This is a genomic window from Streptomyces sp. NPDC102462 (assembly GCF_044765425.1).
Classification (GTDB): domain Bacteria; phylum Actinomycetota; class Actinomycetes; order Streptomycetales; family Streptomycetaceae; genus Streptomyces.
Genome location: NZ_JBIWKB010000034.1, coordinates 34243 through 47529, shown reverse-complemented (window position 1 = coordinate 47529; position 13287 = coordinate 34243). Strand labels below are relative to the sequence as shown.

Below are 13287 nucleotides of genomic sequence, written 5' to 3'. Positions count from 1 at the left end.
CTCCGCTCGGCGGCCGGGCAACACAAAAGCGCCCCGTCGTCGGACGGGGCGCTTTTGATGATCTCAATGCGTGTGGAGCTAAGGAGAATTGAACTCCTGACCTCCTGCATGCCATGCAGGCGCTCTACCAACTGAGCTATAGCCCCTTGCGCCACGCGGCTCGGCCGCATGGTTTCTCTCCCCGCTCGGCGGGGCGAACAAGAAGAACTTTAGCCTGCGACCTGCCGGAAAGTGAAATCCAGGTCCGGGCCCTGGCCGGGCTCAGTCGTCGTCGCCGAGGACGGGCTCCGGGAGGGTGCCCGCGTTGTGCTCCAGGAGGCGCCAGCCGCGGGCGCCTTCGCCGAGGACGGACCAGCAGCAGTTGGACAGACCGCCGAAGCTCTCCCAGTGCCGGGCCTCAAGGCCGAGGAGACGCCCGATGGTGGTGCGGATGGTGCCGCCGTGGCTGACCACGACGAGCGTGCCGTCCTCGGGCAGCTTCTCGGCGTGCCGCAGCACGACGGGGGCCGCCCGGTCGGCGACCTCCGTCTCCAGTTCGCCGCCGCCGCGCCGGACCGGCTCGCCGCGCTTCCACGCGGCGTACTCCGCGCCGTACCGGTCGATGATCTCCTCGTGCGTCAGCCCCTGCCAGACGCCCGCGTAGGTCTCGCGCAGCGCCTCGTCGCGGGTCACGTCGAGGCCGGTGAGCGCGGACAGCTCGGCGGCCGTGTGCGCGGCCCGCCGCAGGTCCGAGGCGACGATCGCGTCGGGCCGCAGGGAGACGAGCAGCCGGGCGGCGCGGCGGGCCTGGCCGACGCCGGTCTCGGTCAGCTCGACGTCCGTGGTGCCCTGGAAGCGGCGCTCCACGTTCCAGGCGGTCTGGCCGTGCCGCCACAGGATGATGCGCCGTCCCCGGCCGGTGCGGCCGGTCACCTCGCCGGTGGCGCTCATCGCCACTCCCCGCCCGCCTCGGCCGCCTCCTCGGCGGCCCGCAGCCGTGCGTGCTCCTCCGCCTTGCCGCGGGTGGCCTTGGCGTCGGCCGGCAGCTCGATCTCGGGGCAGTCCTTCCACAGCCGCTCCAGGGCGTAGAAGACGCGCTCCTCGCTGTGCTGGACGTGGACGACGATGTCGACGTAGTCGAGCAGGACCCAGCGGGCCTCGCGGTCGCCCTCGCGGCGCACCGGTTTGGCGCCGAGTTCCTTCTGGAGCCGCTCCTCGATCTCGTCGACGATGGACTTGACCTGGCGGTCGTTGGGCGCGGAGGCCAGCAGGAAGGCGTCCGTGATCGACAGCACATCGCTCACGTCGTAGGCGATGACGTCGTGGGCGAGCTTGTCGGCGGCCGCCTGGGCGGCGGTGTTGACGAGAGCGAGGGAACGATCGGTGGCGGTCACTACAAGGCTGGCTTTCGGTCGGGGGCACAGGTCGGCTGCGGGTGTGGCGGCGACCCCGACTCGGCACGGCCCGTCGGCGGTCACTCGCCATCAAGGGTCTCACGGACCACCGGGGGCACCCCACGTGATTATCGGATCACCTGGGGTGCACGCCCGCACCTGGGGGCGCGCGCAGCACCCGGGGGTGCCCGCGCGGCCTTCCGGCGCCGCCCGTCAGGAGGACGACGACTTGTAGTCCTGGCCCAGGACCACCGAGACGTCGGCGTTCGAGGCGACCGTGCCCTTCGTCACGGCTCCGTCGGGCAGGCCCAGGGTCTTGGCGACCTCGGTGGCGTCGTCCTTGTGGGCGGCATCGGAGTAGAGCACCTTCGACGCGGCCTCGGCGGCGTCCGCGGTGCCGCCCTCCAGGAAGGTGAAGCCGCCGTTGAGGAGGACCACGCGGGCCTTGCCGGTGTTGTCCTTGACGCCGGTGGCGTTCTGTACGGAGACCCGGACGGCCGAGCCCTGGTCGGGGCTCTTCGCGGTGCCGCCGAGGATGTCCTTGACGACGCCTGCGCTGGTCTGGGCGCTGAGCGTGCCGTCGGACTGCACGGGCAGCAGGGCCGTCTGGTAGTCGCCGCCCTTGGCGAGATCGGCGAGCCTCGCGAGGAACGCGCCGAGGTTCTTGTCGGACAGCGGCGGTTCGATGATCTGCCCCAGCGTCTGCACGGTGACGGTCGCGGCCTCGGCGTCGGAGGACATCTTGCGCAGCACGCCCTGCAGGACCTGGCCGAACCGCTCCAGCTGGGCGTTCTCGGCCTCGCCGGAGCCGCGGTAGGTGGCGTAGGCGACGGCCGCCTTGCCGCTGAGGGTCTGGCTCTTGCCCTTGTGGACGAGCGGGGCGCTGCCCTTCTTCTTGCCGTCCGGGTCGGGGACGTCGGTGTTGGTGTCGATGTCGATGTTGCCGACGAGTTCGACGAGGTTCTGCAGGTAGGGGGTGTCCAGCCGCCAGGTGCCCTCGATGTTCGTGCCGAGGACGGTGTCGAGCTGGTCGCGGGTGCCGCCGGAGCCGTCGTCGTCGACCGACTTGGCGAGGGTGGTCACGGCGCCTGAGTCGTCGGACAGGCTGAGGGAGTTCGGCAGCAGGACGGTGGTGGCCTGCTTGGTGGTGGTGTTGTCGACGAGCAGCGCCGTGGAGGTGCCGCCCTTCGCGGTGTTGTGCAGATGGACGACGATCACATCGCGCTTCTGGGCGCCGACCGCCGTCGAGGTGCCGGACCCGGCGTCCGACGAGGACAGGCCGGGCAGCTTCCCGGCGTACCAGAGGTAGCCGACGCCGCCGGCTGCGACCAGGGCGAGGACGACGACCAGGGCGATGACGCGGCTGCGGGCGCGGCGGCGGGCCTCCTCGCGGCGTTCGGTGCGGTTCTCGGTGAACTTCAGCCAGTCGATGACGTCCTCGGAGTCACCGTCCGGCTCCTCCACGAAGGCGAACTGCTCGGTGCGGTAGTCCCGTTCGCGGCCGGCCTGGGACTCGTCCGGCACCTCGGACGGGCCGGGCTGCTGCGGGATGTGGGCGGTCTGCTCAGCGGCCCGGGGCTGCTGCTGGGCGCCCGCCGGCTGCCCGTAGGGGTCGTAGGCGGCGGTGCCGCCCGCGGTGGGCGTCCCGCCGGTGCCGTACGGATCGTAGGCCGAGTCGTAGGAGTCGTACGGCGGCACGGGCTGCTGCCCGCCGGTGTCGTAGGGCTCGTACGGCGGCACGGGCTGCTGCTGCCCCGTCGCGTACGGGTCGTAGCCGTAGCCCTGCTGCGCGTACGGGTCGTACGCCTGCTGGGGGGTCTGCTGTGCCGGGATCTGGCGGTACACGGGCTGCCCGTACTCGTCGTAGCCGACGAGTTCGTACTGGTCGCCCCCGTACCCCGGGTCGTATCGGTCGTTCACCGGTGCCCCTCTCGGCTCACTCGCCGCGGTACAGCTCGCGCTTGTCGATGTAGCGCACGACTCCGTCCGGCACCATGTACCAGATGGGATCGCCCTTGGCGACTCTCGCACGGCAGTCTGTGGAGGAGATGGCCAGCGCGGGAACCTCGACGAGCGAGACGCCGCCCTCCGGGAGTCCGGCGTCGGTCAGGTGGTGGCCGGGGCGGGTGACCCCGATGAAGTGCGCGAGGGAGAACAGTTCCTCGGTGTCCCGCCAGGTCAGCAGCTGGGCGAGGGCGTCGGCACCGGTGATGAAGAAGAGATCCGTGTCCGGGTTGAGTGCGCGCAGGTCACGCAGGGTGTCCACGGTGTATGTGGGGCCGCCGCGGTCGATGTCGATGCGGCTGACCGAGAACTGCGGGTTCTCGGCGGTCGCGATGACCGTCATCAGATAGCGGTCCTCCGCCGGCGAGACCTTGCGGTGGGACTTCTGCCAGGGCTGGCCGGTGGGCACGAACACCACCTCGTCGAGGTGGAACTGCGCGGCGACCTCGCTGGCCGCCACCAGGTGCCCGTGGTGGATCGGGTCGAACGTTCCGCCCATGACGCCGAGACGGCGCTTGCCCGAGTGCGCGGGGCCGCCGCCCGGACGGTCCTGCGGGGTCCGCACCGTGCCGCTCGTCGCGTCGACCGCCGGGCCGGTAGGCATGTCCTGCTCTCCCATGCGTGCAGACCCTACCGGCCCGGTCCACGGGGTCCGCCCGTCAGACCCCCGGGTACGGTCCCCGGGACGGGCCGCCGGGTTCAGCGGTCGCGGTTGAAGCGGGTGGTGATCCACAGCAGGAGCAACAGGATGAGCAGCGCGCTGCCACCCGTCACGAGCGGGCTGAGGCTTTCGTGGTTGCCGCCGCGCTCCTCGCCCTCGGCGGCGAGGGTGGCCAGCTGGGCAGCGGTGCTGTGGAAGCTCATCTTCGGCAGAACCTATCCGGTGTGGGCGGGATAAAGATGTCGGCCCATGGTAAGCGGGCGCCGCCGCGGCGATCACGCCGACTCCGCCGTCGCGGACGGACGGGGAACGGCGGGATCGTTCCCCGAGGCGGGGGACCTTCCGGGAGGCGGGGAACCTTCCCGGGGGCTCAGTCGTCCTTCTGCTTGTACCCGCGTAGCAGGAACCAAGCGGTCACCACACAACCCAGGACCATCACGACCAGGACGATCCGGAGCAGATTCCCCGCCCCGTGCTGCGGTGCGGCGTCGGCGGCCTCGACCAGCCAGGCGGTCGCGGGGGTGTGCTCCATGATGTGGACTCCTTCGGCTGTACTGCCCGTCCACGGTATCTCCGCCTAGGCTGGGCCCCGCCTCGGGGGCACATCGGGCACACCAACGCACATGGGGGACGACATGACCGACGACGGCCATGAGCACCACGGGCACGAGCACGTGCCGAGCAGACAGCGCAGGCGCTTCCCCGGAATCTCCTCGCGTGCGTACGAGCACCCCGCCGACCGTTCCGCCCTGGTGGCGCTGCGCCGGCTGAGCGGCTTCGACACGGTCTTCAAGGCGCTCAGCGGGCTGCTTCCGGAGCGGAGCCTGCGCCTGCTGTTCCTGTCCGACTCGGTGCGCGTCTCGGACCAGCAGTTCGCGCACCTCAACGACATGTTGCGGGACGCCTGCTACATCCTGGACCTGGAGAAGGTCCCGCCGATGTACGTCACCCAGGACCCGCAGCCGAACGCGATGTGCATCGGCCTGGACGAGCCGATCATCGTCGTCACCACCGGCCTGGTCGAACTGCTCGACGAGGAGGAGATGCGGGCGGTCGTCGGCCACGAGGTGGGGCACGCCCTGTCCGGGCACGCGGTGTACCGCACGATCCTGCTGTTCCTGACCACCCTCGCGCTCAAGGTCGCCTGGATCCCGCTGGGCAATCTCGCGATCATGGCGATCGTGACCGCGCTGCGGGAGTGGTTCCGCAAGTCGGAGCTGTCGGCGGACCGGGCGGGTCTGCTGGTGGGGCAGGATCTGCGGGCCTCGATGCGCGGCCTGATGAAGATAGCCGGCGGCAACCATCTGCACGAGATGAACGTGGACGCGTTCCTTAAGCAGGCCGAGGAGTACGAGGCGGGGGGTGACCTGCGCGACTCGGTGCTGAAGATCCTGAACGTGCTGCCCCGTTCGCATCCCTTCACCACGGTCCGCGCGGCCGAGCTGAAGCGGTGGGCCGAGAGCCGGGACTACCAGCGGATCATGGACGGTCACTATCCGCGGCGCGACGAGGACAAGGACACCTCGGTCAGTGACTCGTTCAAGGAGTCCGCGGCCAGTTACGCCAGCGATGTGAAGAGCTCCAAGGACCCGCTGATGAAGCTGGTCTCGGACCTCGCGGGCGGCGCCGGCAACCTGGGCGGCCGGGTACGCCGAGGCTTCGACGGCTTCACCAGCTCGCCCCCACCGAAGAACACGCCTCCCGGCGACACCGACACCGACACCGACCACTGACCACACCAGCCCTTCCGGCGCCGGGCCGGAACCCACCGACGGGTCGGCCGACGGCTACGGCCCCGGGACCCCAACCCACCCGAACCACAGACTGAGGCTGGGGCACACCACAGGACGGGCCCGGGGCACGCGGCAGAGTGGGCCGGCGGCGGCGTGGCCCAGGACAGGCCGAGGACCGCACCCCATGACGGGCCGGGGCCATGCCCCGCGCCGGGCCCGAAGGCGCGCGACCGCAAGGCCGCGTCCTGGGACCGGCCCGCATTTGAGCCCCACGACGGCCGGGGAACGTCGAGGCGCCGCAGGACGGGCCGCAGCCGGGCCCGACGAACGGCACGAAGTGTCATGGCCCGGGACTGGCCCCGAACCGCGCCCCGCGACAGGCCCACGGTCATGCTCTGAGAGCGGCCCACGGCCGAGCCCCGCACCGGCCATGAAGCGGGTCACAGGACGGGCCGCAGTGGGGTGTCGCTGCCTAGGGCCGGCCCGGTTTACGGGGTCGGTTGGGCCGTGGTCGCCAGGGTGCCGCACAGGGCCGTTACCGTTCCCGTCGCGTAGGGGTCCGTGCCTGCCGGGCCGCCCGCCTTGGCGGTCTGACCGGCCAGGAGCGGGCGCAGATGGCCGGCGGAGTCCTCCGCGCAGGACAGGGGGCCCGCCTGCATGGAGGAGACGGCCAGCTGCACCTGGTGCAGCCGCAGGTCGTCCTGGCCGAACCGGAAGGTCAGCTCGCGGCGGACGGTGAACAGGGAGACCCGTGCCTTGTCGCCGGAGCCGGTGGGCTTGAGCGCGTAGACGAAGGTGTGGTCCGCGGTGACCTCCAGGGTCGCCGAGTCCGTCTCGATAGCCTGCAGCGAGCCCTGCACCCGGATCTTCTGGTCGGCCAGCCGGGCCCGGGTGGGGTCGAAGCGGACCAGCCATCCGGTGGCCGCGTGCCGCCCGTCCGCGGCGGGATGCTGGAAGCTCTGGTCGAACTGGTCGAGTTGGTCCGGGTTGAGCAGCATGCGCGCGGGCCGGATCTGGCTGCCGTCCAGCACCTCGGGGTCGAGCGAGGAGCTGACGAGGTAGTCCTTCGCCGTGGTCAGGGCGGTCAGGACCTGGCTTTCGGAGAAGTGCTCGGTGCGCCGGGAGGCGGGCAGCGGAATGCCCTCGGCACCGACGCTGAACTGTGCCGCGGGGCTGTGCTCGTACAGGTATTCGGCGTCGCTCGCCCCGGGCACCTTCCCCTGCGGGGCGAGCGGGATGACGGTCATGCGCAGGGGGGCGACGGCTTCCCGGACCCGGGGTGCGCCGTAGGGGTGCCGCACGCCCATGTAGATCGCCGTGCCGAAGGCGACGGCGATCAGCACGACGAGGATCAGGGCCTGCCGGGACAGCCCGCGGTACAGATGCGGACGGCGGCGCACGGCGGGCGCGTGGTCGGCCATGCGCTCCTGCGCGGAGTACTCCTGGAGGCGGGCAGCGCGGACGAACGACTCGTCGAAGACGACGGATCGGTACTCGTCCTCCCCACCACCGGGAGCGCCCTCGGGTGTCCCCTCAGGTGGGTCTCCAGGCCCGCCCATACTTTCAGAGTAGGTCCCAGGAGGCTCAGGTAAACGCCCTGGTACACGACAAGTTCTGACAGGCTCTCACCACAGGCGTACGCCGGTGTTCAGGGTGTGCGGGGCACCGCGGAGACGGCCGGCTGGGGCTGCTCGGCGGGGCCGGAGGGGACCGCCGCCGTGCCCTGCTCAAGCCCGGTGGAGGCGGGCGGCGGGACCTGGTCCCGGCTGCCCGAGGAGGCGCCGCGGTAGACCGCGGCGAAGGCCAGCGCGACCATGCCGACGCCCATCACGACGGCGAGCACCCAGGCGACGGGGCGGTGCCAGCGGACGTGCCTGCCGTAGCCCGCAGCGCCGTAGTGGCCGTCCGGATCGTCGGAGTCGTCCCAGTCGTCGAGGTCGTGGTCATGGCCGAAACCGTGTCCGTCGGGGCCGTACCCCTCGTCGTACCGCTCGCCTCGGGCGTGGGCGCGGCGGGCCTCCGCCTCGGAGGCGTCGGCTCTCGCCTGTGCGGCGGCCAGGAGGCGTTCGACGGCGGTCGGCTCGTGCACCACGGCCGCCCGTACGAAGGCCTCGTCGAACACCACGGAGGCGAACTCTTCGTCCGACACCCCGTGGTCGTGGTCGTCGTCGGGCTCCCAGCCGTCAGGGAACGGCGTGCCCCCCACGTCCTCCGGCACCACTCCAGAGTAGACCTGGGGGGTCAATTTGGGCAGACGGTATGGAAATTCATCCGCCTGCTGAGACGCCTTCGGGGCGGGGCGTCCCGGTCAGCGCACGTGTCCGTCACCGGTCACGATGTACTTGGTGCTGGTCAGCTCCGGCAGGCCCATGGGCCCGCGGGCGTGCAGCTTCTGCGTGGAGATGCCGATCTCCGCGCCGAAGCCGAACTGGCCGCCGTCGGTGAAGCGGGTGGAGGCGTTCACGGCGACGGTGGTGGAGTCCACCAGCTGGGTGAAGCGGCGGGCCGCCTGCTGCGAGGTGGTGACGATCGCCTCGGTGTGGCCCGACGTCCACAGCCGGATGTGTTCGACGGCCTTGTCCAGCGAGTCCACGACCGCGGCGGCGATGTCGTAGGAGAGGTACTCGGTCTCCCAGTCCTCCGGGGTCGCCTCGACCACGGTGGCCTTGGAGCCCTCGGCGTAGGCGAGGACACGCTCGTCGGCGTGGACGGTGACGCCGGCCTCGGCGAGGGCGTCCAGGGCGCGCGGCAGGAAGGCGGCGGCGATGTCCTGGTGGACCAGCAGGGTCTCGGCGGCGTTGCAGACGCTGACCCGCTGGGCCTTGGAGTTGATCAGGATCTCGACGGCCATGTCGAGGTCGGCCTGGGCGTCGACGTAGACGTGGCAGTTTCCGGTGCCGGTCTCGATGACGGGCACCGTGGACTCGGAGACGACCGTGCGGATGAGGGAGGCGCCGCCGCGCGGGATGAGGACGTCGACCAGGCCGCGGGCGCGCATCAGCTCGCGGACGCTCTCACGGCTCTCGCCGGGCACGAGCTGCACGGCGTCGGCGGGCAGCCCGGCCCCGCCGACGGCGTCCCGGATCACCCGGACCAGCGCGGTGTTCGACTCGTAGGCGGAGGCCGAGCCGCGCAGCAGGACCGCGTTGCCGGACTTCAGGCACAGCGCGGCGGCGTCCGCGGTGACGTTCGGGCGGGCCTCGTAGATGATGCCGACCACGCCGAGCGGCACGCGGACCTGGCGCAGGTCGATGCCGTTGGGCAGGGTGGAGCCGCGGACGACCTCGCCGACCGGGTCGGGCAGCGCGGCGACGTGCCGGACGTCGGCGGCGATGGCCCGCACCCGCTCCGGGGTGAGGGTCAGCCGGTCGACGATCGCCTCGCTGGTGCCGGCCTCGCGGGCCTTGGCCACGTCCTTGGCGTTGGCCTCGACGATCTCGCCGGTCCTGACCTCCAGGGCGTCCGCGACGGCGAGCAGCGCGTCGTCCTTCACGGCGCGGGGCAGCGGCGCGAGGTCGGCGGCCGCGGCCTGGGCGCGGTAGGCGGCCTGGGTGACCGGGGACATGGCGTCGTACGGCGAGAGCGTGGTCATGAGGGAAGCGTAGTGCGCGGTGCGGGGCCGGACGGGGGTCGTTCCACACCGCGAGACAGGTCAAAAGGGATGAACCCCGACCGGGGTCGCGGGTGCCGGGCCGTAGCCGTCGGCGATGCGCTGGTGGTAGGTCTCGCGGTCGATGACCTCCAGGCCGACGATCTCCCACGGGGGCAGTCCCGCGGTCTGCCGGTGCTCACCCCACAGGCGCAGCGCGACGGCCGCCGCGTCGTGCAGGTCACGGGCCTCTTCCCAGTAGCGGATCTCGGCGTGATCGTTGGCGTATCTGCTGGTCAGCAGGAAGGGGTGGTCATGGGCGAGCTGTTCAAGACCGCGGCGCAGCTCCTTCAGGGGTACCGCCTCGCCGGAGACGCTGAGGGTGACGTGCCACAGGCGGGGCAGGTCCTTCGGCTCCTCGTAGGACTCCCCGGCCGCGACACTCGTCAGAGCACCACGGGACGCCGCAGCCCCAGGGCGCACTCGCCTCACGACGGCCTCCTTCAACCCAGCGTCGGACTGATGATCGTGCCGCTGAGGCACGTTTCTGGAACAAAGTTGAGCAGGCCGCGCGGCTCCGCGTGGCGGTTTTACGGAACGTCCCCCACCGGGGGCGTCGTTACGGCCCGTTTTACGGGTGCAGGATCACCAGATCGTCCCTGTGTACGACCTCGCGTTCGTACGCCCGGCCCAGCTCGCGCGCCAGTTCCCGGGTCGAACGTCCGAGCAGCTGGGGGATCTCCTTGGCGTCGAAGTTGACGAGGCCGCGGGCCACCGCGTGCCCCCGGGTGTCGCGCAGTTCCACCGGGTCACCGGCGCTGAACTCGCCCTCGACAGCGGCGATCCCGGCGGGCAGCAGCGAGGTACGGCGGTGCACGACCGCCTGCACCGCGCCGTCGTCCAGGGTCAGCGAGCCCTGCGGGGTGGAGGCGTGCTGCAGCCACAGCAGCCGGTCGGCGGAGCGCTTGCCGGTGGGGTGGAAGTAGGTGCCGGTGTCGCCGCCGGCCAGCGCGACGGCGGCGTGCACGGCGCTGGTGAGCACCACGGGGATGCCGGCCGCGGCCGCGATCCGGGCGGCCTCGACCTTGGTGACCATGCCGCCGGTGCCGACCCCGGCCCGGCCGGCGCTGCCGATCTCGACGCCTTGGAGGTCGGCGGGGCCACGCACCTCCGCTATCCGCGAGGTCCCGTGCCTGGTGGGGTCGCCGTCGTAGACGCCATCCACGTCGGACAGCAGCACCAGGAGGTCGGCGTGGACGAGGTGGGCGACGAGGGCGGCGAGGCGGTCGTTGTCGCCGAAGCGGATCTCGGCGGTGGCGACGGTGTCGTTCTCGTTCACGACAGGCAGGGCGCCCATGGCGAGGAGCTTGTCGAGGGTGCGGGAGGCGTTGCGGTGGTGGGCGCGGCGGCTCATGTCGTCCGAGGTGAGCAGGACCTGGCCGACCCGCACGCCGTAGCGGGCGAAGGAGGCGGTGTAGCGGGCGACGAGCAGGCCCTGGCCGACGCTGGCCGCCGCCTGCTGGCGGGCGAGGTCCTTGGGGCGGCGGCGCAGGCCCAGCGGTGCGAGGCCGGCGGCGATGGCGCCGGAGGAGACCAGGACGATCTCGCGTTCCCCGCCTCTGCGGCTGCGGGCGAGGACGTCGACGAGCGCGTCGACACGGTCGGCGTCCAGGCCGCCCGAGGCGGTGGTCAGCGAGGAGGAGCCCACCTTGACGACGATCCTGCGGGCCTCACCCACGGCCTGCCTTGCCCTTGCCACCTTGCGCTCTGTCCCCTCGATCAGGTCCGGCTGCCCTGTGCGGCAATCTACGCGAACGGGATACCGGGCCGCGCGGCGTTTCACTCCCCGGACAGACGGTGCGTGACCGGGCGAACACGTTTCGCACAGAGCCAAAAGGTTGCACTGATTGCGTATAGAAATTAAAGCGGATGCAAACTTAACTTGAACCTTGTGCCACAAACAGTTCGTCGTGCCAAGCGCATACTCCTCAGATCGGGGAAGAGTCCCTACGACGTCGTGTCGCTGGAGGAGGCCCTCCACCGGGACGTCATCGCCACCAACGCCGGCAACCTGATCTTCAGCGATGCCGCGCACAAGATCCTTCAGACGCCGGACACCGAGGTCGTCTCCAACGGCATCGGGGCGGACGCGTCCAAGGCGGCCAGGATCAACGAGGAGTACGACGCCTTCGTGGTGCCGTTGGCCAACGCCTTCCGGCCGTCGTTCGAGGGCGGCCTCAACCGGCTGACGCGGCTCATCTCCCGGCTGAAGATCCCCGTGGTGGTGCTCGGGGTCGGCGCGCAGACCGGGGTGAGCTACGACCCGGCGCGGCTGAAGCGGATCGAGCCCGCCGTGCGGGACTTCTGTGCCGCGGTGCTGGACCGCAGCGCCTCGATCGGTGTGCGCGGCGAGTTCACCGAGCAGTACCTCAAGGACATGGGCTTCCGGGACGTCGAGGTCATCGGCTGCCCCTCGCTGTTCCTGAACGGCCTTCGACTCGACGTGCACAAGCGGACGCCGGAGCTGACGCCGGACTCGCGGATCGCGATCAACGGTTCGCACAGCGCGGTGAAGGCCGGCCTCGACGAGGTCATCATGCGCACCCACGGGCGCTACCCGGACCTGCGTTTCGTCGGCCAGAACCTCAGCGACGCACGGCAGTTGCACTGGCGGGACCTGTCGGACCCGAACGGCAAGGTGACCGGGATGCCGACGCATCCGGACCACCCGATGTACGGGGAGGACAAGGTACGGGTCTATATCGACCCCGTCACCTGGATCGACGACCTGCGCGGGTTCGACTTCTCCTTCGGCTCCCGGATCCACGGCAACATCGCGGCACTGCTGGCCGGGACGCCCGCGACGGTGCTGTGCGGGGACTCGCGGACGCTGGAGTTGTGCCGCTACTTCGACATCCCGTACCGGCAGCTCGACCAGGTGGTCAAGGACCCCGGGTCCGCGGACCCGGCGCGGCTGTACGAACAGGCCGACTTCACGGGGCTGGTCGGGGGCCATCGGGAGCGGTTCGAGCGGTTCACGGCGTTCCTGGACAAGAACGGTCTTGAGAACACGTTCACGCACGGCGACGGCGGGGCGGCGTTCGAGGAGCGGATACGGGCGCTGACGTTCCCTCCGGGGGTGCGTCCCTGGCTCGACACGGACCCCGCTTCGCTGCTGTCCCGGATGAGCTGGCTGCACCGCCGGGTGGGCGAACTGACAGCGGACAACGCCCAGTTGAAGCGCGAGCTGGCGCGGGTCAAGGCCGGCGCCAAGACCACCGCCAAGGTGGCCGCCGCGGCGCCGTCGACGGCGTCGGTCTACCGCCGCGCCCGCCGCGCGGTGGGCCGCCCGCTGCGCCGCGCCCTCCAGCCGGGCCGCCAGCAGCCGAGCTGACCGGACGCACCCCCCCGAGGGCAACCCACCGGTCGCCCTCGGAACCGGCGTACGCCCCCTGCCCGCACCCCGGGTTCCGGCCGCCTGAGCCCCACCAGCCCCGACCCGCCACCACACCGAAGCCCCACGCGGCGCCCCCGGAGGCCCCCCTCGAAGCCAACAGGCGTGCTCCGGGCGGGAGTTGGCTCCCGGGGACCGGAATGCTTGCGTACGCGCCCGCACCGGCCCTCCAGGCCCGCCCAGGCCGGCCCCCTCAGGCCGCTGCTGTGCCGGAGCCGCCGACGGGCGCGCGGCGGACTTGACCGAGGGCCGCCGCCCGAAGCCCTCAGAACCGGCGCTCGAACCACCCGCCCCCAGCCCCCTCGACCCCCGTCCCGCACGACCCCATAAGCGGCCCCTCGAAGCCAACAGGCGCGCCCCGGGCGGGAGTTGGCTCAGGGGACCGGAATGCTTGCGTACGCGCCCGCACCGGCCCTCCAGGCCCGCCCAGGCCGGCCCCCTCAGGCCGCTGCTGTGCCGGAGCCGCCGACGGG

13 protein-coding genes and 1 tRNA gene are annotated in these 13287 nt (G+C 71.6%); 2 read left to right on the top strand and 12 right to left on the bottom strand.

Going from position 1 to position 13287, the window contains the following annotated elements; genetic code table 11:
• Nucleotides 1-73: 73 nt before the first annotated feature.
• The 7 genes from ACIRFL_RS26755 to ACIRFL_RS26725 all read right to left on the bottom strand — a co-directional run bounded on the left by ACIRFL_RS26755 (nt 74) and on the right by ACIRFL_RS26725 (nt 4570).
• A tRNA-Ala gene (locus ACIRFL_RS26755) sits at nt 74-146 on the bottom strand.
• A 115-nt stretch (nt 147-261) separates the two neighbouring features.
• A complete protein-coding gene (locus ACIRFL_RS26750) occupies nt 262-930 on the bottom strand; it encodes a histidine phosphatase family protein (RefSeq protein ID WP_404033224.1) in 669 nt (222 codons plus the stop codon).
• Nucleotides 927-1373 carry a ribosome silencing factor gene (gene rsfS, locus ACIRFL_RS26745; RefSeq protein WP_404033221.1) on the bottom strand — a complete coding sequence of 149 codons (447 nt, stop codon included), beginning with the start codon at nt 1371-1373 and terminating at the stop codon, nt 927-929. Before rsfS ends, ACIRFL_RS26750 begins: the two co-directional genes overlap by 4 nt.
• A gap of 213 nt (nt 1374-1586) precedes the next feature.
• Nucleotides 1587-3293, bottom strand: coding sequence for a LytR C-terminal domain-containing protein (locus ACIRFL_RS26740; protein WP_404033218.1), 1707 nt, complete (start codon nt 3291-3293; stop codon nt 1587-1589).
• Between the two features lie 16 nt (nt 3294-3309).
• Nucleotides 3310-3996 carry a nicotinate-nucleotide adenylyltransferase gene (nadD, locus tag ACIRFL_RS26735; protein WP_388712026.1) on the bottom strand — a complete coding sequence of 229 codons (687 nt, stop codon included), beginning with the start codon at nt 3994-3996 and terminating at the stop codon, nt 3310-3312.
• Nucleotides 3997-4076: 80 nt separating this feature from the next.
• Complete coding sequence (locus ACIRFL_RS26730; RefSeq protein WP_351730430.1) at nt 4077-4241, bottom strand: hypothetical protein; 165 nt, start codon at nt 4239-4241, stop codon at nt 4077-4079.
• 167 nt (nt 4242-4408) lie between these two features.
• A complete protein-coding gene (locus tag ACIRFL_RS26725; protein ID WP_404033214.1) occupies nt 4409-4570 on the bottom strand; it encodes a hypothetical protein in 162 nt (53 codons plus the stop codon).
• A 103-nt stretch (nt 4571-4673) separates the two neighbouring features.
• Between ACIRFL_RS26725 and ACIRFL_RS26720 the strand changes: the two genes are divergently transcribed.
• A complete protein-coding gene (locus ACIRFL_RS26720) occupies nt 4674-5771 on the top strand; it encodes a M48 family metallopeptidase (RefSeq protein ID WP_404033360.1) in 1098 nt (365 codons plus the stop codon).
• A gap of 488 nt (nt 5772-6259) precedes the next feature.
• On the opposite strand, the gene ACIRFL_RS26715 is transcribed toward ACIRFL_RS26720, so the two are convergent.
• From ACIRFL_RS26715 to proB, 5 genes are all read right to left on the bottom strand, one after another.
• Nucleotides 6260-7330, bottom strand: a complete 1071-nt coding sequence (locus ACIRFL_RS26715) for a hypothetical protein (RefSeq protein WP_404033211.1) — start codon at nt 7328-7330, stop codon at nt 6260-6262.
• Between the two features lie 89 nt (nt 7331-7419).
• The gene (locus ACIRFL_RS26710; RefSeq protein ID WP_404033208.1) at nt 7420-8016 is read right to left on the bottom strand and encodes a hypothetical protein; all 597 of its coding nucleotides are present in this window, start codon (nt 8014-8016) and stop codon (nt 7420-7422) included.
• A 63-nt stretch (nt 8017-8079) separates the two neighbouring features.
• Nucleotides 8080-9363, bottom strand: a complete 1284-nt coding sequence (locus tag ACIRFL_RS26705; RefSeq protein WP_404033206.1) for a glutamate-5-semialdehyde dehydrogenase — start codon at nt 9361-9363, stop codon at nt 8080-8082.
• Between the two features lie 60 nt (nt 9364-9423).
• A complete protein-coding gene (locus tag ACIRFL_RS26700; RefSeq protein WP_388712005.1) occupies nt 9424-9852 on the bottom strand; it encodes a hypothetical protein in 429 nt (142 codons plus the stop codon).
• Between the two features lie 139 nt (nt 9853-9991).
• Nucleotides 9992-11098 carry a glutamate 5-kinase gene (gene proB / locus ACIRFL_RS26695; protein ID WP_404033358.1) on the bottom strand — a complete coding sequence of 369 codons (1107 nt, stop codon included), beginning with the start codon at nt 11096-11098 and terminating at the stop codon, nt 9992-9994.
• 213 nt (nt 11099-11311) lie between these two features.
• On the opposite strand from proB, the gene ACIRFL_RS26690 reads away from it, so the two are divergent.
• Nucleotides 11312-12754: a polysaccharide pyruvyl transferase family protein gene (locus ACIRFL_RS26690; protein ID WP_404033203.1), complete on the top strand. Its 1443-nt coding sequence runs from the start codon at nt 11312-11314 to the stop codon at nt 12752-12754.
• The last annotated feature ends 533 nt before the right edge of the window (nt 12755-13287 follow it).

Bases quoted from the DNA above. Each gene is read 5' to 3' on its own strand.
- nadD (WP_388712026.1), bottom strand. From the start codon at position 3,996: ATGGGAGAGCAGGACATGCCTACCGGCCCGGCGGTCGACGCGACGAGC.
- ACIRFL_RS26750 (WP_404033224.1), bottom strand. From the start codon at position 930: ATGAGCGCCACCGGCGAGGTGACCGGCCGCACCGGCCGGGGACGGCGC.
- ACIRFL_RS26730 (WP_351730430.1), bottom strand. From the start codon at position 4,241: ATGAGCTTCCACAGCACCGCTGCCCAGCTGGCCACCCTCGCCGCCGAG.
- ACIRFL_RS26715 (WP_404033211.1), bottom strand. From the start codon at position 7,330: ATGGGCGGGCCTGGAGACCCACCTGAGGGGACACCCGAGGGCGCTCCC.
- ACIRFL_RS26720 (WP_404033360.1), top strand. From the start codon at position 4,674: ATGACCGACGACGGCCATGAGCACCACGGGCACGAGCACGTGCCGAGC.
- ACIRFL_RS26705 (WP_404033206.1), bottom strand. From the start codon at position 9,363: ATGACCACGCTCTCGCCGTACGACGCCATGTCCCCGGTCACCCAGGCC.
- ACIRFL_RS26725 (WP_404033214.1), bottom strand. From the start codon at position 4,570: ATGGAGCACACCCCCGCGACCGCCTGGCTGGTCGAGGCCGCCGACGCC.